We start from the raw sequence: 23,701 nt of genomic DNA, 5'->3' as shown, positions 1-23,701 counted from the left end.
TTTTTCCCCCTTGATACACATCGGTAGCCATGACCAGCCCAGCACTCAAAGACCCCGCCAAGACCCGCGTCATCGTCGGCATGTCCGGCGGCGTGGACTCTTCCGTCTCCGCCCTTCTGCTCATCGAGCAGGGCTACCAGGTGGAAGGTCTGTTCATGAAAAACTGGGAAGAAGACGACGGCACCGAATACTGCACCGCCCGTGAAGACCTGGCCGACGCCCAGGCCGTGTGCGACCGCATCGGCATCAAGCTGCACACCGCCAACTTCGCAGCCGAATACTGGGACAACGTCTTCGAACACTTCCTCGAAGAGTACAAGGCCGGTCGCACGCCCAACCCGGACATCCTCTGCAACCGCGAAATCAAGTTCAAGGCCTTCCTCGACTACGCCCTGTCGCTGGGTGCTGACCTGATCGCCACCGGCCACTATGTGCGCCGCCGCGACACCGGCGCCCTCACCGAACTGCTCAAGGGCCTGGACCCGAACAAGGACCAGAGCTACTTCCTGCACGCGGTTGGCGGCAAAGAGATCGCCCGCACGCTGTTCCCGGTCGGCGAACTGGAAAAGCCAGAAGTTCGCGCCATCGCCGAAAAGCACGGCCTGGCCACCGCCAAGAAGAAGGACTCCACCGGTATCTGCTTCATCGGCGAGCGCCGTTTCAGCGACTTCCTCAAGCAGTACCTGCCGGCCCAACCGGGTGAAATCCAGACCACCGACGGTGAAGTCATCGGCCGACACCATGGCCTGATGTACCACACCATCGGCCAGCGCCAGGGTTTGGGTATCGGCGGCCTGAAGGATGCCGGCGACGAGCCGTGGTACGTGCTGCACAAGGACCTGGCGCGCAACGTGCTGGTGGTCGGCCAGGGCAACGAACACCCGTGGCTGTTCTCCCGCGCCCTGCTCGCCTCGGAAATCTTCTGGGTCAACCCGATCGACCTCAGCAGCCCGCGCAAGCTCACCGCCAAGGTGCGCTACCGCCAGAGCGACCAGCAGTGCACGTTGGAGCTGACCGCAAGCGGCTACCGGGCCGTGTTCGACGAGCCACAGCGCGCTGTCACCCCGGGCCAGTCGGTGGTGTTCTATGACGGCGAGGTGTGCCTGGGCGGCGGCGTGATCGAAACCGCCGAGCCGTGGAGCCCTCGCACATGAGCAACCTGCAGGAGCAATTGATTGCCCTGGGCGGCGTATTCCAGGCCGCCGTGCTGGTCGACCGCATCGCCCGCACCGGCCAGGCCAGCGAGGCCAATATCGGCTGCATGCTCAACAGCCTGCTGGTGCGCGACCCCAAGAACACCCTGGAAGTGTTCGGCGGCGACGACCTCAACCTGCGCGACGGCTACCGTGCGCTGGTCGGCGCGCTGGAGCGCGACCCCAGCAGCCTGCAGCGCGAGCCGCTGCGCTATGCCCTGTCGATGCTCGGCCTGGAGCGCCAGCTGAACAAGCGCGGCGACCTGCTCGACACCATCGGCAACCGCCTGCCGCAGATCCAGTCGCAGGCCGACCATTTTGGCCTTGCTCACGAAAATGTCATCGCTTCCAGCGGCGCCTTGTATCAGGACACCCTGAGCACCCTGCGCCAGCGCATCCAGGTGCATGGCGACATGCGCTTCCTGCAGCAGGCCAGCAACGCGTCGAAAATCCGCGCCCTGCTGCTCGCCGGCATCCGCGCCGCGCGCCTGTGGCGCCAGCTGGGCGGGCATCGGTGGCAACTGGTGTTCAGCCGGCGCAAGCTGCTCAATGAACTGTACGACATGATGCGCAACCCCACTTGAGGGGTAACTCACGCCCGTTCCCCCAGGTTTCGTACCCAAGCCATCAGTGTTTGGAAAGATTTGAAATGGCCCGACCTTTGGTCAGCCACCCGACCTGGGCGCATTTTTCATGTATGATATGCGCCCTCCAAAAGCCTGACTGTCCGAGAACACCCCATGCAGCTCTCTTCGCTCACTGCGGTTTCCCCTGTAGACGGCCGTTACGCCGGCAAAACCCAGGCCTTGCGCCCCATTTTCAGCGAATACGGCCTGATCCGTTTCCGCGCCCTGGTCGAAGTGCGCTGGCTGCAGCGCCTGGCCGCCCACCCGCAGATCGGCGAAGTGCCGGCGTTCTCCGCCGAAGCCACTGCCCTGCTGGACGGTCTGGCCACCGACTTCAAGCTCGAGCACGCTGAACGCGTCAAAGAAATCGAGCGCACCACCAACCACGACGTCAAGGCGATCGAATACCTCCTCAAGGAGCAGGCTGCGCAACTGCCTGAGCTGGCCAAGGTCAGCGAATTCATCCACTTCGCCTGCACCAGTGAAGACATCAACAACCTGTCCCACGCCCTGATGCTGCGCGCCGGCCGTGACGAAGTCCTGCTGCCGCTGATGCGCCAGATCGCCGAAGCTATCCGCGCACAGGCCCACGCTCACGCCGACGTGCCAATGCTGTCGCGCACCCACGGTCAGCCGGCTTCGCCGACCACCCTGGGCAAAGAGCTGGCCAACGTCGTGTACCGCCTGGAGCGCCAGATCGCTCAGGTAGCCGCCGTGCCGCTGCTGGGTAAAATCAACGGTGCCGTGGGCAACTACAATGCCCACCTCTCGGCTTACTCGCAGATCGACTGGGAAGAGAACGCCCGCGCCTTCATCGAAGACGAGCTGGGCCTGCAGTTCAACCCGTACACCACCCAGATCGAACCGCACGACTACATCGCCGAGCTGTTCGACGCGATCGCGCGCTTCAACACCATCCTGATCGACTTCGACCGCGACATCTGGGGCTACATCTCCCTGGGCTACTTCAAGCAGCGTACCGTCGCCGGCGAAATCGGCTCGTCGACCATGCCGCACAAGGTCAACCCGATCGACTTCGAAAACTCCGAAGGCAACCTGGGTATCGCCAACGCACTGTTCCAGCACCTGGCCAGCAAGCTGCCGGTTTCGCGCTGGCAGCGTGACCTGACCGACTCCACCGTGCTGCGCAACCTGGGCGTGGGCTTCGCTCACAGCATCATTGCCTACGAAGCCAGCCTCAAAGGCATCGGCAAGCTGGAAGTCAACACCGCACGTATCGCTGCCGACCTGGACGCGTGCTGGGAAGTCCTCGCCGAGCCGATCCAGACCGTGATGCGCCGCTTCAACATCGAGAACCCCTACGAGAAGCTCAAGGAGCTGACCCGTGGCAAGGGCATCACCCCTGAAGCGCTGCTGACCTTCATCGACGGCCTGGACATGCCAGCCGACGCCAAGGCCGAGCTCAAGCAATTGACCCCGGCCAGCTACATCGGTAACGCGGCAGCGCAGGCCAAACGCATCTAAGCTGACCGTCGCGTTCAACGCCCGGCCTCGCCGGGCGTTTTTATTCCCGGACGAAAATTACGTTTTTTCAATAGGTTGAACATGAATCCTGATACTCCACTGCAGCTGCTCGGCGGCATCTCGGCCCGCGAATTCATGCGCGACTACTGGCAGAAGAAGCCGCTGCTGGTGCGCCAGGCGTTCCCGGACTTCGAAAGCCCGATCGACCCCGACGAGCTGGCCGGCCTGGCTCTGGAAGAGGAAGTCGAGTCGCGCATCGTGCTCGAACATGGCGCCCACCCGTGGGAGCTGCGTCGCGGCCCTTTCAACGAAGACACCTTCGCCGACCTGCCGGAAAAGGACTGGACCCTGCTGGTGCAGGCCGTCGACCAGTTCGTACCGGAAGTGGCCGAGCTGCTGGAGCACTTCCGTTTCCTGCCGAGCTGGCGCATCGACGACGTGATGATCAGCTTCGCCACCCCCGGTGGCAGCGTTGGCCCGCACTTCGACAACTATGACGTGTTCCTGCTGCAGGGCCACGGCCAGCGCAACTGGAAAGTCGGCCAGATGTGCGACAGCGAAAGCCCGCTGCTGGAACATGCCGACCTGCGCATCCTCGCCGAATTCGAACAGAGCGGCGAATGGACCCTGGAGCCTGGCGACATGCTCTACCTGCCACCGCGCCTGGCCCACTATGGCGTGGCCGTGGACGACTGCCTGACTTACTCGGTCGGCTTCCGCGCCCCGAGCGCCGCCGAAGTGCTGACCCACTTCACCGACTTCCTCGGCCAGTTCCTGCCGGACGAAGAGCGCTACAGCGACGCCGACGCCCAGCCTGCCAGCGACCCGCACCAGATCCAGCATGACGCCCTCGACCGCCTCAAGGGGCTGATCGACAAGCACATGAACGACAAGGACCTGCTGCTGACCTGGTTCGGCCAGTTCATGACCGAGCCGCGCTACCCCGAGCAGGTCGTCGGTGAAGAGCTGGACGAGCAGGAACTGGTCGAAGCCCTGGAAGATGGCGCCATCCTGATCCGCAACCCAAGCGCGCGCATGGCCTGGTCGGAGCTTGGCGACGACCTGATGCTGTTCGCCAGCGGCCGCAGCTGCCCGCTCCCCGCCAAGCTGCGTGAGCTGCTCAAGCTGGTGTGCTCCGCCGATGCGTTACATATCGACAACCTTGAAGCCTGGCTGCAGGATGAAGATGGCCTTACGCTGGTACAGCAGTTGATCAAACAAGGAAGCCTGGGATTCGCCAATGAATAAGATTCGTGTGCGCCTCGCCGACTGGCACAAGGACAACGCCGATATCCGCCGTATCCGGGAAGCGGTATTCGTCGCCGAACAGCACATTCCGCCGGAGTTGGAGTTCGACTCGGAAGACCAGGACGCGTTGCACTTCCTGGCGCTTGAAGGCGACTACCCGATCGGCACTGCACGGCTGCTGGCAGACGGCACCATCGGGCGCATCTCGGTACTCAAGGACTGGCGCGGGCTGAAGGTTGGCGATGCGCTGGTCAATGCGGTGATCGTCGAGGCGCAGAACCGCGACCTCAAGCAGCAGATGCTCAGCGCCCAGGTGCACGCCACGCCGTTCTACGAGCGGCTGGGCTTTCGCGTGGTCAGCGAGGAATTCCTCGAAGCTGGCATCCCGCATGTGGACATGGTGCGCGCCTCCCGCGAAATCGCCTGATCCCTAGCAGTTGACGTCACCGGCCCTCTCGCCGGCAAGCCGGTTCCCACAGGGACCTCATAGCTTTCAGCAGCGATGATGCACCTGTGGGAGCCGGCTTGCCGGCGAGAGGCCGGTGGTCACAGCAACATCCTTACTGACAAAACCTGTACATCCATCCAGATAAAACTTGCCTCCGCGCCCTCGCTTGCGCATCCTAGCGCCTATCACCCCCGATAAAGCGTTCCCGGCCATGCGCCTGTTCCTCTGCGAAAAACCCTCCCAGGCAAAAGACATCGCCAAGGTCCTCGGCGCCACCCGCAAGGCCGAAGGCTGCTGGCAAGGCACCGACGTCTGCGTCACCTGGTGCATCGGCCATCTGCTCGAAACCGCCCCGCCCGACAGCTACGACGAACGCTACAAGCGCTGGAACCTCGCCGACCTGCCGATCATCCCGGAAAAGTGGAAGATGCTGGTCAAACCCAAGACCGCCAGCCAGTTCAAGGCCGTCAAGCGCCTGCTGGGCGAAGCGCGTGAACTGGTGATCGCCACCGACGCCGACCGCGAAGGGGAGATGATCGCCCGCGAGCTGGTCGAGCATTGCCGCTACCGCGGGCCGATCCAGCGCCTGTGGCTGTCAGCCCTGGATGACGCGTCCATTCGCAAGGCCCTGGCGCGCCTGCTGCCCGGCCAGGAAACCTTCAACCTTTATCACTCGGCGCTGGGCCGCTCGCGGGCCGACTGGCTGATCGGCATGAACATGAGCCGGCTGTTCACCCTGCTCGGCCGCCAATCCGGCTACCAGGGTGTGTTGCCAGTGGGGCGGGTGCAAACCCCGACCCTGCGCCTGGTGGTCGACCGCGACCGCAGCATCGCCGACTTCGTCCCGATACCCTTCTGGGCCATCGACGTGCAACTGGCACAGGCTGGCCAAGCCTTCAACGCCCAATGGCGGGCGCCTGAAGACACGTGCGACGACCAAGGCCGCTGCCTCAACCAGGCACTGGCGCAACAGGCCGCCGCCGCTATCGGCAACGCCGGCACGGCACGGGTGGTCAAAGTCGCCACCGAGCGCGTGCGCGAGGCCGCCCCCCTGCCCTTCGACCTCGGTACGTTGCAGGAACTGTGCTCGAAAAAGTTTGGCCTCGGCGCCCAGGAAACCCTCGATATCGCCCAGGCCCTGTACGAAACCCATAAGCTGATCACCTACCCGCGCAGCGACTGCGGCTACCTGCCCGTCAGCCAGCACAGCGAGGCGCCGGCCATTCTCGATGCGCTGCAACGCGCCGACGCCAACCTGGCGCCGCTGCAGGCGCACCTTGAGCCCCAGCGCCGCTCGCGGGCCTGGAACGATGCCAAGGTCAGCGCTCACCACGGCATCATCCCCACCGCCGCCGCCAGCGACCCATCACGTCTGCCGGCCAAGCACAAGGCGGTCTACACCCTGATCCGCGCCCGTTACCTGGCCCAGTTCCTGCCTAACCACGAATACGACCGCACCCAGGCCGAGTTCGACTGTGCAGGCCATGCGCTGCGCGCCGTGGGCAAGCAGATCGTCGAGCCGGGCTGGCGCCGCGCCCTGCCCGAAGCATTGGCCCCAGCCAAGGGCCGCGAGGCACCGGCGCCCCAGGTGCTGCCGGCGTTGCGCGAAGGCCAGGATTGCACCGTGCAGGGCCTGAACCTGAAAGACCTGTGGACCCAGCCCCCGAAGCCATTCACCGAAGGTGACCTGATCAAGGCCATGAAAAACGTCGCCAAGCTGGTGGACGACCCGCGCCTCAAACAGAAGCTCAAGGAAACCACCGGCATCGGCACCGAAGCGACCCGGGCCAGCATCATCCAGGGCCTGCTCGACCGGGGCTACCTGACCAAGAACGGCAAGGCCCTGGCCGCCACCCCGGCCGCCTTCAGCCTGATCGACGCCGTGCCCCGCGCCATCGCCGACCCCGGTACCACGGCCATCTGGGAGCAGGCGCTGGACATGGTGCAGAGTGGCGAAATGGGCCTGGAGGAATTCGTAACCCGGCAGTCGGCGTGGGTAGGCAAGCTGGTGGAGCGTTGCAGCGCAATGCGCATGACCATCAGCGGGCCTGCGGTGGGCAAGGCGCCACCGTGGAAGAAAAAGGGCAGGAGCACAGGCAAGGCAACTGGGAGCAAGCCTAGGCAGTCGCGACACAAGGCCCCCGCCAAGACCCGCTGATGGCTTGCCGGCGATGAGGCCACAACCGACAACCTGCTTGAACTAGGTGCCACTTTTCAACCGACTGAAGGCCCGTGTCAGCTCGCGGTTGAACGCCTTGCCATTGTCATTCTTGCCATATAACCGCGCCCTCACTTCGGCAGGCGGATACGTCCCCGGCGCATTGCGGATACTGGCATCCACCAATCCGTCAGCCGCCGTGATCGCATTGGCGTAATGAATGGTATCGGTGATCGGCGCGATCACCTCCGGTCGCATCAGGTAATCGAGCAGCTTCCAGGCGGCCTGCGGATGCGGCGCATCCTTGGGCACCACCAGCGCATCCAGCCAGATCAGCGTGCCTTCCTCAGGGATGCTGTAGTCCAGAGCAAACGCTTTCCCCGCCTGCTGTGCCTGGGCTTGGGCGATTGCCACATTGCCGTTCCACGACATCGCCACGCAGGTTTCGCCATTGGCCAGGTCGTTGATGTTGCGGTCATTGTCAAAGTAACGGATATAGGGGCGAATCTTGCGCAACTGGACTTCCGCAGCCCTGAGGTCCTCGAGACGCTGCTGGTTGATGTCCAGGCCCAAATAGCGCATCACTGCCGCAAATACTTCGTTGGGGTCATTGAGCAGGCTCACCCCGCAATCAGCGAATTTCGCCACCACCTGTGGGTCGAACAGCATGGCCCAACTGCCCACCGGCGCCCCGGCCATGCGTGCCGTCACCGCCTGCTGCTGGTAGCCCACCCCTGTGGTGCCCCAGGCGTAGGTGCCGGCATAGCGGTTGCCCGGGTCGAACATTGCCATGTGCTGGCGAAATTCCTCGCCAACGCCCGCCAGGTGCGGCAACTGGGCCTTGTCCAACGGCTGAAGTGCGCCGCTGGCTATCGCCCGGCTCAGGTGCTGCCCGGCACTGAGCACCACATCGTAGCCACTGCCACCGGTGAGCAACTTGGTCTCGGCAGTTTCCAACGAGTCGAAGTGGTCGGCGACCACCCGGATGCCGGTGTCCTTCTCAAAGTTGGTCAGGGTATCCGGGGCAAGGTATTCGCCCCAGATGTACAGGTTGACGGTCGGCTGTCGTGCGTCGGCTGCCTTGGCCACCGACGCTGCGCAACCCAAGGCGACCGCAGCCGCCAGCAGTGGGTATTTCATCAGCGACGGCCCCCGGCATATTGCGGCATGGTGATGCAGGCGACATTGCCGCCGCCCAACAGGATCTCGCGGGAGTTGTCGATGCCGATGATCCGGTGCTCGGGGAACAGCTCGGCCAAGGTCGCCTGGGCAATGCTGTCGTTACGATCACCGAACAGCGGTACGACGATGGCCGAGTTACCGGCGTAGTAGTTGATGTACGAGGCACAGATTCGGGTACCCGCCTCGCGCAGGTGGGTACCTTCGACCTGATCAAGCCCGGCAGCTTCCTCGGCCGTCCACTGCAGCACCTCGGGCTGGGGCAGCTTGTGCACCTTGAGCTCACGGCCACGGGCATCGCGGGTGCTGCGCAGGATGTCGTAGGCCTCCTGGTAGATCTCCCACTGCGGGTCATCGCGGTTGTCCGTCCATTGCAGCACCACCTCACCCGGCCGTACGAAGCACGCCAGATCGTCCACGTGGCCATCGGTTTCGTCGAACTTGCAACCGCGCGGCAGCCAGATGACCTGATCGGCGCCCAGATAGTCCTGCAGGCGGCGGGTCACCTCGTCCTTACCAAGGTGGGCATTGCGATTGCGGTTGAGCAGGCACTGCTCGGTGGTCAGCAGGCTGCCCTGGCCGTCGCTCTGGATGCCGCCCAGCTCGGCAATCAGCGGCGCACGGTAGCGGTCCAGCCCTTCGATCTCGAGGATTTTCTGGGCGATCTGATCATCCTTGTCCCCGGGGTAATAGAGGCCGCCGTCCAGGCCGCCGTAGGCATTGAACTCGAAGTCCACGCCCCGTACGTCACCGCTGCTGTCGTTGACCACGAAGCAAGCACCGCTGTCACGGAACCAGGTGTCGTTGCAGGTCATCTCGACCACCCGCACGGGCGGCGGCAGCAAGCGCCGGGCGTTGGCATACTGCGCCGCGGAGGCGCAGACGGTGACCGGCTCGCTGGAGGCGATGGCGGTGGCTATCTCGACCCAGACCTTTTGCGCCGGCTTGGCGCCATTGCGCCACACATCAGGCCGCTCTGGCCAGCCGAGCCAGCAGCCTGCCTTGCGCTCGAATTCGCCAGGCAGGCGGAAGCCATCCGCTTTGGGAGTGGTGGTGAGCGAACGTGCCATGGGTCAACCTCTCATCGGTGAGTGATGACTGCACGCTACGCCGGCCCGTTTCAGGCATCCAACGATGAAAACTCAGCGATAGCTGAATTAAATTCAGCTATCGCCCAGTTGTTCGATGAACCATTCGATGAATTGCGCCACGGCGGTGCGCTCCAGGCGCAAGCGCTCGCACACCAGCGCGTACTGCCCTTGCGCGGTCACGCTGGCACCGAAAGGCCGCACCAGCTTGCCGCTCTGCAAGTCGCCCTGGCAGGTCAGGTTGTCACCCATGGCGACGCCCTGCCCCAGCAGCGCCGCCTCCAGTGCCAACGCGGCATGCGGGAAATACAACTGGCGCGTGGGCAACGCATCGTCTGCATGGGTAGCCAGCCAGGTGGTCCAGGTCCGGCCATCCTGGTCGTCGTGCAGCAGGCAATGGCGCACCAGATCACGCGGGCGCTTCAAGCCGCCCTGGTTGAACAGGCCCGGGCTGCACACCGGAAAGAACTGCAACAGCGGCAAGGGCCTGACGAAATGGGTACTGGCGTCGAGGGTGCTGGTGCCATAAGTGATAGCCAGGTCGACATCCAGCGCCGGCGCGCCAGCATCGATCGGCTGCTCATGCAGGTGCAGGGTGATGTGCGGGTAACGGCTGCTGAAATCGGCGAGCCGTGCTACCAGCCATTTCTGCGCCAGCTCTGCCGTCACTGCAACCCGCAGCACCGCTTGCGAAGCCGGGTCGCGCAGTTCGTCGCACGCCTTGCTGATCAGTTCAAACGCCTGTTGCAGATGATGCAGCAGGCGCTCTGCCTCTGCGCTGGACCGCACGTGGCGGCCTACGCGGTCGAACAGGCTGACCCCGAGTTGCTCCTCCAGCAGACGGATCTGGTGGCTCACGGCGCTGTCGGTAACACACAGTTCGGCGGCTGCGCGGCCGAAGTGGCCGTGGCGTGCCGCGCACTCGAAGGTGCGCAGGGCAGTCAGGGAAGGCAAGCGGCGCATGGTGAGCTCCAGTGAGCGATGGCATGACCGGATCATATCGCCAACCACCATCGACTGGCGCGGTGAAAATTACCTGCTAAATTTTCATGAAAATAAGCATAATAATTTTCACGAGGCCCCCGGCATGTTCAAGCAATCCGCCCAGCACGTCGCCACCTACTACGCCCAGACCTACCCCGCCAACATTCCCCTGCGCCCGACCTTGCAGGGCCGCCACGACACCGATGTGCTCATCATCGGCGCTGGCTTCAGTGGCCTGCACACCGCTCTGCGCCTGGCCCTGGCAGGCAAACGCGTGACCCTGCTGGAAGCCAGCCGGGTTGCCTGGGCCGCTTCGGGGCGCAACGGTGGCCAGGCACTGCTGGGCTGGTCGTGCGACATGCCGCCGATCGAGAAAGCCCTGGGCGTGGAGCGCACCCGGCGCCTGTGGGACAGCATGTGCTGGGCCGCCGACGAAATGCGTGAACTGCCACAGCGCCATGGCTTCGATATCGACTACCGCGTGGGGAGCCTCTGGACATCGGTGCTGCCACGCCGGGTAACCATGCTCGAAGAGGCGCTGCGCGACGCCGAGCAAACGTGGGGTTATGACGCCCTGCGCCTGATCGGCCGGGACGAACTGCCACAGTGGATCGACAGCCCGCGCTACCAGGCCGCGCTGTACGACGCCAAGGGTGCGCACCTGAACCCGTTGAAGCTGGCTCAGGGCCTTGCCGCTGCCGTTGAAGCCGCTGGCGGGCAGATCTTCGAGCAGAGCCAGGTGCTCGACTACCAGCAAACCACCAACGGCTATGTCGCCCGTACCGCGCATGGCGAAGTGCACGGTGACGTGCTGGTACTGGCCTGCAACGCCTATATCGATCGCCTAGACCGCAACCTGTCGCGCCGGCTGCTGCCGGTCGGCTCGTACCAGGTGGCCACCGCCCCACTGGACGCGACCATCGCCCGTTCGCTGCTGCCGCGCAACAGCTGCGTGATAGACAACCAGTTCGTCCCCGACTACTTCCGCCTCACCCCAGACCACCGCCTGCTGTTCGGTGGCGGCTGCACCTACCTGGGCGGTATCCCCAAGGATGTCGCCAGCGCCACCCGCCCCTACCTGGAGCGTGTGTTCCCACAACTGGCCGGGGTGGCCATCGATTACGCCTGGGGCGGGCACATCGACTGCAGCATGCAGCGCACCCCGGATATCGGTCGCGAGGGCCAGCGCTACTGGCTGCAGGGCTTCTCGGGCCACGGTGTGCTGCCGACCTTGGCCGGCGCGCGGGCGGTCAGCGATGCGATCCTCGGTGATGACGACCTGCTGGCGTTGTACCAGGGCATCGACAATGGGCGCTTCCCTGGCGGTGACTTCCTGGCCGCGCCGCTGGAGGCCGCCGCCAAAGCCTGGTACAGGATGCGCGATCATGTCTGAAGACGCCCAGGGTCTGGCGCTGCTGATCCGCGATTTGCGCAAGCACCGCGGGCTCACCCTCGGCGAGCTGGCCACCAAGGTAAAACGCTCGCTGGGCTTTCTGTCGCAGGTCGAACGCGGGCTGTCGCAACCCACCGTGGCCGACCTGACCGCCATCAGCGAAGCCCTGCACGTGCCCACCACCTACTTCTACCAGGCCAGCCAGGCGCGTGACCTGGACTGGGTCACTCGGCCGGGCGAGCGGCGCACGATCTACTACGCCGAAGGCATCAGCGACGTGCTGGTGTCACCCACCCTCAACGGCAGCTTCGCGATGCTCGAAAGCCACCTGGCGCCCGGCGCCAGCAGTGGCGAGGGCCACCTGGACGACAGCTCCGAGCAAGGCGGTTTCGTGCTCGAAGGCGAACTGACATTGTGGCTCGACGGCCACGACCACGCGGTGACCCTCGGCCCCAACGACAGTTTCCAGTTACCCCCGCACCGCCACTTCCGCTACGCCAACCTGACCGACCAGGCGACCCGCGTCCTCTGGGTTTTTCGATGAGAGCACAGCATGACAACAACAAGCACACGCGTTGCCGATCTGCTCAGTGAAGTGCGCGCCTTTCGCGCACGTTACCCCGAAGTACGCCACGTCGACCTGTTGAGCCTGGACATTCCCGGGCACTTCTACGGCAAGCGCTACCCCATCGACATGCTGGAAAAGGTGGCGGCCGGCAGCCCGCTGAAACTGCCGCAGAATTGCGTGCTGCTGGGCGTGCAAGGCGGGCTGTTCCCGATTGGCGACTACTGCTTCAACGACGGCGACCCGGATGCGTTGCGCCGCCTGGTCCCCGGCACGCTCAAGCCGGTCAGCTGGGAGCGCGAACCGCTGGGCCAGATGCTGATCAGCTCCGACGGCACCGCCGCCCCCATCGAATTCGAGCCGCGCGAAGTACTCGCCCGCGTGCTGCAGCGCCTGGAGCGGCGCGGTATTCGCCCGGTGGTGGCGTTCGAACTGGAGTTCTACCTGTTCGACCGGGCGCTCAAGCAAGGCCTGCCGCAGTTCCCGCACGACCCATTCAGCGATGACCCGGACGACCAGTCCAACATGCACATCGAACGGCTGTCGCGCTTCAGCGATGTGCTCCGCGACATGGTGCACACCGCCAACGCGCAAGGGGTCGACGCCAACGTCATCACCGCCGAGCTGGGCCCCGGCCAGTTCGAGATCAACTTCGGCCACTGCGACGACGGCCTGCGTGCCGCCGACTGGGCGGCATTGTTCTGCCGCAGCACGCGGGGCGTGGCACTCAAGCATGGGCTGCGTGCCTCGTTCATGAGCAAACCCTACCTGCAGGCGCCAGGCAGCGGCATGCACGTGCACGTCAGCCTGTACGACAAGGCTGGCAACAACCTGCTGGCCGCCGACCAGCAACGCCCGCTGCGCCATGCTGTGGCCGGCTGCCTGGCCTTGCTGCCGCACTGCATGCCGATCTTCGCCGCCAACCACAACGCGTTTCGCCGCTACGGTGCCATGGTCAATGCCGCCAGCCGCGCCAGTTGGGGCTTCGAAGACCGTGACGCGTGCATCCGCATCCCCGAGTCGGACACACGCAACCTGCGCATCGAGCACCGGCTGGCGGGGGCGGATGCCAACCCGTACCTGGTGCTGGCAGCCATCTTGTGTGGCATGGAGCACGGGCTGGATGCCGGGCAGGAGCCGATTGCGCCGCTGAACGAGGATCGCGGCAGCGGGGTCGACTTTCCCAAGGATATGCTGGGCGCGGTCTCGGCCATGCGCGGGCACCCTGCCGTGAATGAAGGGCTGGGGGAAGAGTTTGTGATGGTGTACTGCGAGAACAAGCGCCAGGACCACCTGGCGTTCATGCAGGAGGTCAGTGCCCGCGAGTATCGGTGGTTTCTGTGACTGACAACGCAGAAATCTCTCCTATTCTCAATAGCTCACTCGGCAATCCCCCTGCACAGAGGAGACGCGACCATGAGCTATGTCACCACGAAGGATGGCGTACAGATCTTCTACAAGGACTGGGGCCCGCGCGATGCGCCGGTCATCCACTTCCACCACGGCTGGCCGCTCAGTGCCGACGACTGGGACGCTCAATTGCTGTTCTTCCTCAGCCAGGGCTTTCGCGTGGTGGCCCACGATCGGCGCGGCCACGGGCGCTCCAGCCAAGTGTGGGACGGCCACGACATGGACCACTATGCCGATGACGTGGCCGCCGTGGTCGAGCACCTGGGCATCCAGGGTGCGGTGCATGTCGGCCACTCCACCGGTGGCGGCGAAGTGGTGCGCTACATGGCCCGCTACCCCGCCGACCAGGTGGTCAAAGCGGTGTTGATCGCTGCGGTACCGCCACTGATGGTGCAAACCCCGGGCAACCCCGGTGGCCTGCCCAAGTCGGTGTTCGACGGTTTCCAGGCGCAAGTGGCGAGCAACCGTGCGCAATTCTAACGCGATGTGCCGGCCGGGCCGTTTTATGGCTATAACCGGCCAGGGGCCGAGGCGGCCGAAGGAGTCATCGCCAATTGGTGGCGGCAAGGCATGGTCGGCAGTGCCAAGGCGCACTACGACGGGATCGTGGCGTTTTCCCAGACCGACTTCACCGAAGACCTGAAGAAAATCCAACAGCCAGTGCTGGTGATGCATGGCGATGATGATCAGATCGTGCCCTATGAAAATTCCGCGCCGCTGTCGGCGAAACTGCTCTCCAACGGCACGCTCAAGACCTACAAGGGCTTCCCGCATGGCATGCCGACCACGCATGCCGAAGTGATCAATGCGGACCTGCTGGCGTTCATCCGTAGCTGAGATGCAGCTTCAATGCTGGCCTCTTCGCGGGACAAGCCCGCTCCCACAGGTTCTGCGCTAATTCTGTGTGCGGGCTTGTCCCGCGAAGAGGCCGGCACTGGCAACCCATCCCTCCCCGCATTACCATGCTGCCCTTCCAGCGCGGCAGTTTGCCGCACCCTGCCTTCCTGCCTGCCGAATCCCAATGCCCTTCGAACTCACCGTAGAACCGCTCACCCTGTTGATCCTCGCCCTGGTCGCCTTCGTCGCCGGTTTCATCGACGCTATCGCTGGCGGTGGCGGCCTGCTCACCACCCCGGCGCTGCTGACCGCCGGCATGCCACCGCACCTGGTGCTGGGCACCAACAAGCTGAGCTCGACCTTCGGCTCGGCCACCGCCGGGTTCACCTACTACAAGCGCAAGCTGTTCCACCCGGCGCAGTGGCGCCCTGCCTTGTTCGCCACCCTGCTCGGGGCATTGATCGGCGCGGTCATCGCCCACTACATGCCTGCCGAATGGCTGAACAAGATGCTGCCGGTGATCGTCTTCGCCTGCGGCATCTACCTGCTGTTCGGCGGCACGCCCAAGGCGCCGTTGGACGCCGATGCGCCCATCAAGAAGACGTGGCAGTTCCCGCAGGGCTTCACCCTGGGTTTCTATGACGGCGTGGCCGGCCCCGGTACCGGCGCGTTCTGGACCGTGAGCACGCTGCTGCTCTACCCCATCGACCTGGTCCGTGCCAGCGGCGTGGCGCGCAGCATGAACTTCGTCAGCAACATTGCGGCGCTGACGGTGTTCATCATTTCCGGGCAGGTGGACTATGTCGTCGGCCTGTGCATGGGCCTGTCGGTGATGGTCGGCGCGTTCTTCGGCGCACGCACGGCGATCAGCGGCGGCAGCAAGTTCATCCGCCCGGTGTTCATCACCGTGGTGCTGGCACTGACCGTGCGCCTAGCGTGGCAGCACTGGTTCGGGCAGGCCTGACCGGCGCGCCACGTAAAGATCAATCAAATAGCGGGCAATCGACCGCCCGGCCGGCAGCGGCGGCAGGTCGTGCACGCTGAACCACTGGGCGTCTTCGATCTCGTCCGGCTGCATGACGATATCGCCACCCGCGTACTCGGCGTGGAAGCCCAGCATCATCGAGTGCGGGAATGGCCAGCACTGGCTGCCGACGTACTGAATGTTCCTGACCTCGACCGCCACCTCTTCACGCACTTCACGCACCAGGCAGTCTTCGGCCGACTCGCCCGGCTCGGCGAAGCCCGCCAAGGTGCTGTACACGCCGCTGACGAAGCGCGGTGAACGCGCCAACAGGATCTCGTCGCCACGGGTCACCAGCACGATCATGCTCGGCGAGATGCGCGGGTAACTGCGCAGGTCGCAAGGCTGGCAGAACATCGCCCGCTCCCAGCGGATCTGCGTCATCGCCTGGCCGCAGCTACCGCAGAAACGGTGTTCGCGAGCCCAGGTGCCGATCTGCGCGGCATAGCCGAGCACTTTATAGAGGTCGAAGTCACCTTCCAGCATGAACGCCCGCAGGCCACGCCAGCTGCAGCCGGGCACCTCAGCGGCGCTGCGCAGCTCCAGCAGGAACACCGGCTCGCCATCGAAGTGGCCAATGCCGTGCTCGGCGAGCACGTCGAAGTCCTGGCGCTTGAGCCAGTCGCGGGCAAAAAGCGCGCCGTTGGCGTCCACCAGGAACCCTTCCGGGCTGCGGGCGACGGCCAAACCCCCGGTGATCTGCGGGTCGAGTACTGCGGTAGTCCAGCGTGCTGACATGTCGGGGGTTCCTGTGCTGCGTCCCCCGGCCCGGTCAGTCGGCGAACGTCGGTTTCTGTTTGCTCATGTGCGCCGCCACGGCCACGCGCAGGTCTTCGGACTGCAGCATCGCGGCGTTCCAGGTGGCGATGTATTCCAGGCCATCGTCGATGCGATGGTCGCGCATGTAGCTGAGCATTTCCTTGGTGCCGGCCACGGCGATCGGCGATTTTGCGGCAATCTCGCGGGCAATGGCAAAGACCCCGTCGAGCAGCGCAGCCTGATCATCATAGACGCGGTTGACCAGGCCGATGCGCAGCGCCTCGTCAGCCTCGACGTTGCGCCCGGTGAAGGCCAGCTCACGCATCATGCCGTCGCCGATGATACGTGGCAAACGTTGCAGGGTGCCGACATCGGCGGCCATGCCCATGTCGATTTCCTTGATCGAGAACTGCGCGTCCGTACTGCAGTAGCGCATGTCGCACGCCGAGACCAGGTCGATGGCGCCGCCAATGCAATAACCCTGAATCGCCGCCAGCACCGGCTTGCGGCAGTTATCCACGGCATTGAACGAGGATTGCAGACGCAGGATGGTACGGCGCAGCAGCCGCGCGTTACGGCCCACGTCCTTGCCCATCTGGCCGGCCAGCGAGGCCAGCATCATCAGGTCGATGCCCGACGAGAAGTGCTTGCCCGCACCACTGATGACCACGGCGCGCACCGCGTCGGTGTCGTCGATCCACTGGAAGATGTCGACGATTTCCTCCCAGAAGGCCGCGTTCATCGCGTTGATCTTTTCCGGGCGGTTGATCTGCACATGGGCGATGTTGTCGGTCAGTTCGACCTTGAACGCGCTGTACTCGGTCACGGGCTGCACTCCTGTGGGGAAAGGGTTCACATCGCAGGATGGTAACTCAGCCCCATTGCCGTACTTGTGCCAAAAACAGGACCACTGCCCCGCTCGCCGTCGAATTCAAGCAACGTGCCGCACTGCTGACCCAGGGCAGTGCCCAACTGGTACAACAGCTGTTGGCGGCCGAGCTGGTGGATGAACTGCAACTGTTGACCCATCCGTTGCTGCTCGGCCATGGCAAACGCCTGTTCGGCAATGATGCCGCGCCAGCGGCCTTCAGCCTGCAATACTCGCGGGTCTCGCCCAAGGGTGTGGTGATTTCCCGCTATGTCCGTGGCGGTGAGGTGCAGACCGGTTCGTTCGCACTGCCACCGGATAACGCGTGATCGCATACAACTTTTGCCCCGCGGCCGCATCGAAAGGCAAGTAAGCACCCCATCCGCTTCCAGGAGGTTTGCCATGGCAATGCGTACGGCCCTTTTCGTTTCCTGCTTGACAATGGCCCTGGCGGGCTGCGCCGGTTCGAGCGATGAACATCGCGCACCGCCCACCACCCAGCAGGTCGACCTGCAACGCTACCAGGGCACCTGGTACGAGCTGGCGCGCTTGCCGATGTTCTTCCAGCGCAACTGCGTGCAGTCCGAGGCCCACTATGGTTTGCGTGAGGACGGGCGCATCGACGTGACCAACCGCTGCAAGGAACAGGACGGTGAGTGGAACGAGGCCAAGGGCATCGCCGAGGCCCAGCAGCCGGGCAAGACCGACAAGCTCTGGGTGAAATTCGACAACTGGTTCAGCCGCCTCGCGCCGGGGCTGACCAAGGGCGAGTACTGGGTGCTGTACCACGACAAGGATTACCGCGTGGCGCTGGTCGGGCACCCGAACCGGGAATACCTGTGGCTGCTGTCACGCACCCCGGCAATCACCGACCAGACGCGCGAGCAGTTGCTGGCGATCGCGCAGAAGCAAGGGTATGACACCGGCAAGCTGATCTGGCGCCAGGCAGAATAACCTGCGCAGGGTGCACACCATCGACGCCTTGCGGCAATCCGGCTAAGGTGTGCGCCCGTCAGCACCTCGAAGGAACGAGCCCAGTGATCACCTGCCACGTCAAGTACCTTGTCGACCCCTATCAGCTTGCGGCCTTCGAGGCCTACTCGCGCCTATGGATGCGCCTGGTCACGCGCATGGGTGGCACGCACCATGGTTATTTTCTGCCCGCCGAAGGTGCCAACAACATCGCCTACTGCTTGTTCAGTTTCCCCAGCCTTGCGGCTTACGAGCAATACCGCAAACAGGCAGAGACCGACCCTGAATGCGTCGCTGCGGTGGCCCTGGCGACTGAGCAACGCTTCATCCTCAGCTATGAGCGCAGCTTCCTCAAGCCGCTGCCCGCGCCACGCATCCGACCGCTGGCCCTGTGCGTTTTCCACCATCAGGGCAGCATCCTGGTCAACATTTTCAAGGACCCGATCACTCAGCAGACACTGAGCCGGCCACTGGGTGGAGGTATCGACTTCGGTGAGCGTGCCAGCGATGCTGTCATCCGCGAGATTGACGAGGAACTGGGGCAATCGATCAGCGCTGTGCGCCTGCTTGGCTGTCTTGAGAACCTGTTCACCTACGACGGCAAACCGGGGCACGAGATCGTCCAGGTCTTCGATGCCCGCTTCGATGATGCCAGCCTTTATGAACAGCCTTGGCTGCAAGGCCAGGAGAGCGACGGTACGCCCTTCCGGGCGAAATGGTGCAACCTTGCAGAACTCACCCGTGACTATCCGCTGGTACCGCAGGGGCTGCTCGACATGCTGTGCGGGCTTTCGCTGCTGGACTGAAGGCCAGTGTATTGCACCCACTGAAGGAGCCCGATGATGGACCTGCTGTTTCTAGGCACCTCGGCCGGTGTACCGACCAAGGCCCGCAATGTCAGCGCCACCGCCGTCATCGAAGCCAGCGGTAGCCACTGGTACCTGGTCGATTGCGGCGAGGGCACCCAGCACCAATTGCTGCACACGCCATTGTCGATACGCGACCTGCGTGGCGTATTCATCACCCACGTGCACGGCGACCACTGCTTCGGGCTGCCCGGTTTGCTGGCCAGTGCTGGCATGAGCGGGCGCAGCGAACCACTGGACCTGGTCCTGCCCGCTGCATTGCATGACTGGGTGCGCCTGAGCCTGGCCGCCAGCGATACCTTCCTGCCGTTCGAATTACGTTTGCTGGCAGTCGAGCAGCTGGCCAAGTGGTCCAGCGACATGCTTGAAGTCAGCACCGTGCAGTTGTCGCACCGGGTGCCAAGCGTTGGCTACGTGTTCACCGAAATCAATCCCGAACCGCGCCTGGACGTGCAGCGCCTGGATGCCGAAGGGATCCCGCGCGGCCCGCTGTGGGGCGAACTTGCCAAAGGGCATTCGGTCGAGCATGCAGGCCTTGTGCTACATGGCCGCGACTACCTGCGCGCCTCGCGGCCAGCACGCAGGGTGATTGTGTGTGGCGACAACGACAGCCCCGAATTGCTGGCCAAGGTGGCCAAGGACGTCGATGTGCTGGTGCACGAAGCGACCTTCACTCAAGCGATCGTCGAGCGCTCTGGCGTCACGTTCGGCCACAGCACCGCCGCCGCCGTGGCGCAGTTTGCCGAGGCCGCCGGTGTGCGCAACCTGGTGCTGACCCATTTCAGCGCCCGCTACCAGCGCGACCCGCGGCGCAGCCCCTGCATCGAAGACGTGCACCGCGAAGCCCTGGCCGGTTACAGCGGCCATCTGACCCTTGCCCAGGACCTGCAGCGCTACCACATCGGCCGCGATGGCTGCCTGGTCCCCATGGCCTGCGGCACGCAGCACTGAACCCTGGCCGAAGCTTCACAATTCAACAAATCCAGCCAATGAAAGCGTTATTTTTTCTGTAATGAAAATGTAATATTCGCTTTCGCATACCTATAACAATGCTGGAGCTTCGCAATGTTCGCTTTTTTCCGCCCTGCCGCGCATCGGGCTCCCCTGCCCGACGATCGCATCGACAGTACCTACCGCCGCCTACGCTGGCAGATCTTCGCCGGTATCTTCTTTGGCTATGCCGGCTACTACTTGCTGCGCAAGAACTTCTCCCTGGCCATGCCCTATCTGATTGAAGAGCAAGGCTACACCCGTGGCCAGCTGGGGCTGGCGATCTCGGCCATCGCCATCGCCTACGGCCTGTCCAAGTTTCTCATGGGCCTGGTCTCCGACCGTTCCAACCCGCGCTATTTCCTGCCCTTTGGCTTGCTCGTCTCGGCGGCAGTCATGTTCGTGTTCGGTTTCGCGCATTGGGCCACGTCCAGTGTGGCCATCATGTTCGTGCTGTTGTTCATCAATGGCTGGGCACAAGGCATGGGTTGGCCGCCCAGCGGCAGGACCATGGTGCACTGGTGGTCGCAAAAGGAACGTGGCGGCGTGGTTTCGGTGTGGAACGTGGCGCACAATGTCGGCGGCGGCCTGATCGGCCCCTTGTTCCTGCTCGGCCTGGCCTGGACCAACGACTGGCACGCGGCGTTCTACGTGCCTGCAACGGTGGCGCTCGTGGTGGCAGTATTCGCCTTCGCAACCATGCGCGACACCCCACAGTCGGTAGGCCTGCCACCGATCGAGGCGTACAGGAACGACTACCCGGAAGGCTACGATGCCAGCCACGAGCAGGAGTTTTCCGCCAAGCAGATTTTTGTGCAGTACGTGCTGCGCAACAAGATGCTGTGGTACATCGCCCTGGCCAACGTGTTCGTCTACCTGTTGCGTTATGGCGTGCTGGACTGGGCGCCCACCTACCTCAGAGAAGCCAAGCACTTCAGCGTCGACACCACGTCGTGGGCCTACTTCTTCTATGAATGGGCCGGCATCCCCGGCACCCTGTTGTGCGGCTGGATGTCGGACAAGATCTTCCGTGGCAACCGTGGCCTGACCGGGATCGTGTTCATGGCACTGGTGACCGTGGCCACCTTGGTTTACTGGCTCAACCCACCGGGCAACCCGAGCATCGACATGATCGCGCTGTTCTCCATTGGTTTCCTGATCTACGGGCCGGTGATGCTGGTGGGCCTGCAGGCGCTGGAGCTGGCACCGAAAAAAGCCGCCGGCACCGCGGCGGGCTTCACCGGGCTGTTCGGCTACCTGGGCGGCTCGGTCGCGGCGAGTGCGGCAATGGGCTTCACCGTCGACCACTTCGGCTGGGACGGCGGTTTCGTGATGCTGGTAGCCGCGTGCTTGCTGGCCATTGCCTTCCTGCTGCCGACCTTGCGCCATTCACACGCCACCCGCCCCCGCGAGGTGCTGGCTTGACCCCAGGCGCGCCAATGCGCACTTGAGGCGGTGCCGGTGACGCGAACGTCGCCGGCACGGCCCCCCCCACACGTGAAGGCGGAGTTTCATTCCATCACTTATTTCAATGCATGGCATTGAAATGCATAGGCAAAATTGGCGGTTCTCAGCCCCTTGCAGCAAGTACCCTGCCCTTACCACCGGGGGCCACAAGGAGGCCGGCATGAGATCGTCTCTGGCCATCAAATTCAACGTCGTACTGCTGGCCCTCTTCATCGGCAGTTTCTGCGCCAGTGCGCTGTTCGCTAGCCACCTCCTGCAAAAGAACGCCCGCGAGATATTGCTGGACAAGGCGCGCATGCTCATGGGTGCTGCGCAGGCCAGCAGTGCCTTCACCGTGCAGCATATCCTGCCACTGCTGCAGGATCGCCTGGCGTTCGAATTGCTGCCGCAATTGCTCCCCACGTTCGTCGCCAACACGCAGCTCCAGCAAATGCTCAAGGCCTACCCTGATTTTCACTACCGGCATGCCACCCTTGACCCGCCCCACTCACGCCACCAAGCCACAGGCTGGGAAGCCGAGCTGGTCGAGCATTTGCGTGGCAACCCCCAGGTCCGCGATTGGGTTGGCGAGCGCGATGGCAACAACGGGCCGACACTGTTTCTCGCCCAGCCGATCCTGGTCTCCGACCCGGCCTGCCTGGCCTGCCACACATCGCCAGAAACCGCGCCTAAGTCGCAAATCGAACTCTACGGCCGGGATCATGGTTTTGGCTGGGCACTCAACGAGACCGTCGGTGCGCGCATCGTATCGGTGCCGCTTGCCGCGCCGCTGCAACAGGCCAGCGAGCGGCTGCACACCGTGATGCTGTGGCTGCTGGTTTTTTTCATGCTGCTCTACGGCGCCTTGAGCCTCACTTTCCATCTGCTCGTCACCCGGCGCCTGAAAGTTATGTCCGCGATTGCCGAGCGCGTCAGCCTGGGCGAACACCCTGTACCGGCAATCGATAGCCGTGGCCACGACGAACTGGCGCGCATGGGCCAGGCGTTCACGCGCATGCGCACCAGCCTGGCCAGCGCCATGAACATGCTGCAGAAGTAGCCAGAGGCTCACCATGCTCGAACGCGTGGGCAGGTACCGCATCGACAGTGTGCTCGGCCAAGGTGCCATGGGTACCGTATACAAGGCCTTCGACCCGCACGTCGCGCGTGCGGTGGCCCTCAAGACCCTGCACAAGGGGGCGCCCGATGACTGCCACCGCCAAATGCTGGTCAGCCGCTTCAGGCAGGAGGCGCAGGCCGCCGGTCGTTTGAGCCACCCGAATATCGTCGCCGTGCACGACTCTGCGGAAGACGGCGACATTGCCTACATCGCCATGGAGTTCGCTGCAGGCATCGCCCTCGACAGCCATTTGCAGCGCCCGCGTCCACACCCACTACCCAAGGCCATTGGCTGGATGCAGCAATTGCTGCTGGCTTTGCATCATGCCCATGCCAGGGGCGTGGTCCATCGCGACGTGAAGCCGTCCAACCTGATCATTACTGCCGATGGCCAGCTCAAGGTTACCGACTTCGGTATCGCACGCCTCGACACCGCGTTGCTGACCCAGGCCGGCGCGATGATCGGCACGCCCTGCTACATGTCACCCGAACAGTGCCGCGGTGAACCGGTGGACGGCCGCTCGGACCTCTTCTCTGCCGGCATCGTGCTGTACCTGCTGCTGACTGGTAAACGGCCATTCTCGGGGTCGGCCGCCGGGGTCATGCAGCAGATTCTTTCACAGCCCCCCGTGCCACCGTCGAGCCTCGACCCGACACTGGACCCGCAGTTCGATCTGCTGGTCAGCCAGGCCCTGGCCAAGCACCCGGATGACCGCTTCGCCACGGCACTGGAGTTTTTCCATGCCCTCCAGGCGCTGGCATGCCCGCCGACCGACGACGACCGAACCTGGTTGCAGGGGCAGGCTGCGTGCAGCCAGGCCAGCCCAGCGCGCGTGATGCACCTGGATTACGCCTTCGTGCAGGCCTGTGAAACGCGCCTGACCTACCTGATAGGCCCCATTGCACGCATCGTCGTGGCACACGCACTGACGGCCAGCACCACGCCTCACGGCTTCCTGCAGGCGCTGGCCACACACATTGTCGATGACGCGCAACGTCACGCCTTCCTGCAGGCTGAAGCCCATCCCTGAAGCCGTTGCCCA

21 protein-coding genes and 2 pseudogenes are annotated in these 23,701 nt (G+C 64.1%); 18 read left to right on the top strand and 5 right to left on the bottom strand.

The features are described from left to right. The first annotated feature begins 29 nt into the window (after positions 1-29). The 6 genes from mnmA to ACIPIJ_RS07155 all read left to right on the top strand — a co-directional run bounded on the left by mnmA (position 30) and on the right by ACIPIJ_RS07155 (position 7,158). Positions 30-1,154 (top strand): tRNA 2-thiouridine(34) synthase MnmA, encoded by a 1,125-nt coding sequence (mnmA, locus tag ACIPIJ_RS07180; protein ID WP_401074308.1) that lies wholly within the window; start codon positions 30-32, stop codon positions 1,152-1,154. Next, positions 1,151-1,777 (top strand): high frequency lysogenization protein HflD, encoded by a 627-nt coding sequence (gene hflD / locus ACIPIJ_RS07175; RefSeq protein ID WP_401074305.1) that lies wholly within the window; start codon positions 1,151-1,153, stop codon positions 1,775-1,777. Before mnmA ends, hflD begins: the two co-directional genes overlap by 4 nt. A gap of 156 nt (positions 1,778-1,933) precedes the next feature. Beyond that, complete coding sequence (gene purB, locus ACIPIJ_RS07170; RefSeq protein WP_401074302.1) at positions 1,934-3,304, top strand: adenylosuccinate lyase; 1,371 nt, start codon at positions 1,934-1,936, stop codon at positions 3,302-3,304. Positions 3,305-3,385: 81 nt separating this feature from the next. Continuing rightward, a complete protein-coding gene (locus ACIPIJ_RS07165) occupies positions 3,386-4,552 on the top strand; it encodes a JmjC domain-containing protein (RefSeq protein ID WP_401074300.1) in 1,167 nt (388 codons plus the stop codon). Next, entirely contained in the window at positions 4,545-4,979 is a 435-nt protein-coding gene (locus ACIPIJ_RS07160) for a GNAT family N-acetyltransferase (RefSeq protein ID WP_401074298.1), read from the top strand. The genes ACIPIJ_RS07165 and ACIPIJ_RS07160 overlap by 8 nt, the downstream gene beginning before the upstream one ends. 232 nt (positions 4,980-5,211) lie before the next feature. Beyond that, the gene (locus ACIPIJ_RS07155; RefSeq protein ID WP_401074296.1) at positions 5,212-7,158 is read left to right on the top strand and encodes a DNA topoisomerase III; all 1,947 of its coding nucleotides are present in this window, start codon (positions 5,212-5,214) and stop codon (positions 7,156-7,158) included. Between the two features lie 42 nt (positions 7,159-7,200). On the opposite strand, the gene ACIPIJ_RS07150 is transcribed toward ACIPIJ_RS07155, so the two are convergent. From ACIPIJ_RS07150 to ACIPIJ_RS07140, 3 genes are all read right to left on the bottom strand, one after another. After that, a complete protein-coding gene (locus tag ACIPIJ_RS07150; protein ID WP_401074293.1) occupies positions 7,201-8,298 on the bottom strand; it encodes an extracellular solute-binding protein in 1,098 nt (365 codons plus the stop codon). After that, positions 8,298-9,407, bottom strand: coding sequence for an agmatine deiminase (gene aguA / locus ACIPIJ_RS07145; RefSeq protein WP_401074290.1), 1,110 nt, complete (start codon positions 9,405-9,407; stop codon positions 8,298-8,300). The genes ACIPIJ_RS07150 and aguA overlap by 1 nt, the downstream gene beginning before the upstream one ends. A 93-nt stretch (positions 9,408-9,500) precedes the next feature. After that, positions 9,501-10,388: a LysR substrate-binding domain-containing protein gene (locus ACIPIJ_RS07140; protein ID WP_401074288.1), complete on the bottom strand. Its 888-nt coding sequence runs from the start codon at positions 10,386-10,388 to the stop codon at positions 9,501-9,503. Positions 10,389-10,512: 124 nt separating this feature from the next. On the opposite strand from ACIPIJ_RS07140, the gene ACIPIJ_RS07135 reads away from it, so the two are divergent. The 5 genes and pseudogenes from ACIPIJ_RS07135 to ACIPIJ_RS07115 all read left to right on the top strand — a co-directional run bounded on the left by ACIPIJ_RS07135 (position 10,513) and on the right by ACIPIJ_RS07115 (position 15,578). Continuing rightward, a complete protein-coding gene (locus ACIPIJ_RS07135) occupies positions 10,513-11,802 on the top strand; it encodes an NAD(P)/FAD-dependent oxidoreductase (protein WP_401074286.1) in 1,290 nt (429 codons plus the stop codon). Beyond that, positions 11,795-12,346, top strand: coding sequence for a helix-turn-helix domain-containing protein (locus ACIPIJ_RS07130; protein WP_401074283.1), 552 nt, complete (start codon positions 11,795-11,797; stop codon positions 12,344-12,346). Before ACIPIJ_RS07135 ends, ACIPIJ_RS07130 begins: the two co-directional genes overlap by 8 nt. Positions 12,347-12,355: 9 nt before the next feature. After that, on the top strand, positions 12,356-13,711 hold the full coding sequence (locus tag ACIPIJ_RS07125) for a glutamine synthetase family protein (protein WP_401074281.1): 1,356 nt from the start codon (positions 12,356-12,358) through the stop codon (positions 13,709-13,711). A gap of 72 nt (positions 13,712-13,783) precedes the next feature. Then, a pseudogene (locus ACIPIJ_RS07120) lies at positions 13,784-14,614 on the top strand (alpha/beta fold hydrolase). A 184-nt stretch (positions 14,615-14,798) separates the two neighbouring features. Further along, on the top strand, positions 14,799-15,578 hold the full coding sequence (locus ACIPIJ_RS07115) for a TSUP family transporter (RefSeq protein WP_401074278.1): 780 nt from the start codon (positions 14,799-14,801) through the stop codon (positions 15,576-15,578). Here the strand turns inward: ACIPIJ_RS07115 and nudC are convergent. Together nudC and ACIPIJ_RS07105 are read right to left on the bottom strand one after the other, a co-directional pair. Further along, positions 15,546-16,376: an NAD(+) diphosphatase gene (gene nudC / locus ACIPIJ_RS07110; RefSeq protein ID WP_401074275.1), complete on the bottom strand. Its 831-nt coding sequence runs from the start codon at positions 16,374-16,376 to the stop codon at positions 15,546-15,548. The two genes, ACIPIJ_RS07115 and nudC, sit on opposite strands and share 33 nt — an antisense overlap. 34 nt (positions 16,377-16,410) lie before the next feature. After that, positions 16,411-17,223, bottom strand: a complete 813-nt coding sequence (locus ACIPIJ_RS07105; protein ID WP_401074272.1) for a crotonase/enoyl-CoA hydratase family protein — start codon at positions 17,221-17,223, stop codon at positions 16,411-16,413. A gap of 116 nt (positions 17,224-17,339) precedes the next feature. On the opposite strand from ACIPIJ_RS07105, the pseudogene ACIPIJ_RS07100 reads away from it, so the two are divergent. The 7 genes and pseudogenes from ACIPIJ_RS07100 to ACIPIJ_RS07070 form a co-directional block, all read left to right on the top strand. Then, positions 17,340-17,594: pseudogene (locus tag ACIPIJ_RS07100) on the top strand (dihydrofolate reductase family protein); the annotation flags it as partial. 73 nt (positions 17,595-17,667) lie between these two features. Then, positions 17,668-18,219, top strand: a complete 552-nt coding sequence (locus tag ACIPIJ_RS07095; protein ID WP_401074270.1) for a lipocalin family protein — start codon at positions 17,668-17,670, stop codon at positions 18,217-18,219. Positions 18,220-18,266: 47 nt separating this feature from the next. Further along, the gene (locus tag ACIPIJ_RS07090; RefSeq protein WP_401074267.1) at positions 18,267-19,043 is read left to right on the top strand and encodes an NIPSNAP family protein; all 777 of its coding nucleotides are present in this window, start codon (positions 18,267-18,269) and stop codon (positions 19,041-19,043) included. A gap of 36 nt (positions 19,044-19,079) precedes the next feature. After that, a complete protein-coding gene (locus ACIPIJ_RS07085; RefSeq protein WP_401074264.1) occupies positions 19,080-20,054 on the top strand; it encodes an MBL fold metallo-hydrolase in 975 nt (324 codons plus the stop codon). Positions 20,055-20,168: 114 nt separating this feature from the next. Beyond that, positions 20,169-21,518 carry a glycerol-3-phosphate transporter gene (gene glpT, locus ACIPIJ_RS07080; RefSeq protein WP_401074262.1) on the top strand — a complete coding sequence of 450 codons (1,350 nt, stop codon included), beginning with the start codon at positions 20,169-20,171 and terminating at the stop codon, positions 21,516-21,518. Between the two features lie 202 nt (positions 21,519-21,720). Then, entirely contained in the window at positions 21,721-22,599 is an 879-nt protein-coding gene (locus ACIPIJ_RS07075; protein WP_401074260.1) for a DUF3365 domain-containing protein, read from the top strand. A 13-nt stretch (positions 22,600-22,612) separates the two neighbouring features. Continuing rightward, positions 22,613-23,689, top strand: coding sequence for a serine/threonine-protein kinase (locus ACIPIJ_RS07070; protein WP_401074258.1), 1,077 nt, complete (start codon positions 22,613-22,615; stop codon positions 23,687-23,689). Positions 23,690-23,701: the final 12 nt, after the last annotated feature.

It is taken from the genome of Pseudomonas sp. NPDC087185, assembly GCF_044744955.1.
In the GTDB taxonomy this organism is placed as follows: domain Bacteria; phylum Pseudomonadota; class Gammaproteobacteria; order Pseudomonadales; family Pseudomonadaceae; genus Aquipseudomonas.
Note: the sequence above shows the minus strand (reverse complement) of the source record. Positions and strands in the feature narration are given on the sequence as shown.

Excerpts from the sequence above, each read along its gene's own strand:
- mnmA (WP_401074308.1), top strand. The coding sequence starts at position 30 with ATGACCAGCCCAGCACTCAAAGACCCCGCCAAGACCCGCGTCATCGTC.
- hflD (WP_401074305.1), top strand. The coding sequence starts at position 1,151 with ATGAGCAACCTGCAGGAGCAATTGATTGCCCTGGGCGGCGTATTCCAG.
- purB (WP_401074302.1), top strand. The coding sequence starts at position 1,934 with ATGCAGCTCTCTTCGCTCACTGCGGTTTCCCCTGTAGACGGCCGTTAC.
- ACIPIJ_RS07165 (WP_401074300.1), top strand. The coding sequence starts at position 3,386 with ATGAATCCTGATACTCCACTGCAGCTGCTCGGCGGCATCTCGGCCCGC.
- ACIPIJ_RS07160 (WP_401074298.1), top strand. The coding sequence starts at position 4,545 with ATGAATAAGATTCGTGTGCGCCTCGCCGACTGGCACAAGGACAACGCC.
- ACIPIJ_RS07155 (WP_401074296.1), top strand. The coding sequence starts at position 5,212 with ATGCGCCTGTTCCTCTGCGAAAAACCCTCCCAGGCAAAAGACATCGCC.
- ACIPIJ_RS07150 (WP_401074293.1), bottom strand. The coding sequence starts at position 8,298 with ATGAAATACCCACTGCTGGCGGCTGCGGTCGCCTTGGGTTGCGCAGCG.
- aguA (WP_401074290.1), bottom strand. The coding sequence starts at position 9,407 with ATGGCACGTTCGCTCACCACCACTCCCAAAGCGGATGGCTTCCGCCTG.
- ACIPIJ_RS07140 (WP_401074288.1), bottom strand. The coding sequence starts at position 10,388 with ATGCGCCGCTTGCCTTCCCTGACTGCCCTGCGCACCTTCGAGTGCGCG.
- ACIPIJ_RS07135 (WP_401074286.1), top strand. The coding sequence starts at position 10,513 with ATGTTCAAGCAATCCGCCCAGCACGTCGCCACCTACTACGCCCAGACC.
- ACIPIJ_RS07130 (WP_401074283.1), top strand. The coding sequence starts at position 11,795 with ATGTCTGAAGACGCCCAGGGTCTGGCGCTGCTGATCCGCGATTTGCGC.
- ACIPIJ_RS07125 (WP_401074281.1), top strand. The coding sequence starts at position 12,356 with ATGACAACAACAAGCACACGCGTTGCCGATCTGCTCAGTGAAGTGCGC.
- ACIPIJ_RS07115 (WP_401074278.1), top strand. The coding sequence starts at position 14,799 with ATGCCCTTCGAACTCACCGTAGAACCGCTCACCCTGTTGATCCTCGCC.
- nudC (WP_401074275.1), bottom strand. The coding sequence starts at position 16,376 with ATGTCAGCACGCTGGACTACCGCAGTACTCGACCCGCAGATCACCGGG.
- ACIPIJ_RS07095 (WP_401074270.1), top strand. The coding sequence starts at position 17,668 with ATGGCAATGCGTACGGCCCTTTTCGTTTCCTGCTTGACAATGGCCCTG.
- ACIPIJ_RS07085 (WP_401074264.1), top strand. The coding sequence starts at position 19,080 with ATGGACCTGCTGTTTCTAGGCACCTCGGCCGGTGTACCGACCAAGGCC.
- glpT (WP_401074262.1), top strand. The coding sequence starts at position 20,169 with ATGTTCGCTTTTTTCCGCCCTGCCGCGCATCGGGCTCCCCTGCCCGAC.
- ACIPIJ_RS07075 (WP_401074260.1), top strand. The coding sequence starts at position 21,721 with ATGAGATCGTCTCTGGCCATCAAATTCAACGTCGTACTGCTGGCCCTC.
- ACIPIJ_RS07070 (WP_401074258.1), top strand. The coding sequence starts at position 22,613 with ATGCTCGAACGCGTGGGCAGGTACCGCATCGACAGTGTGCTCGGCCAA.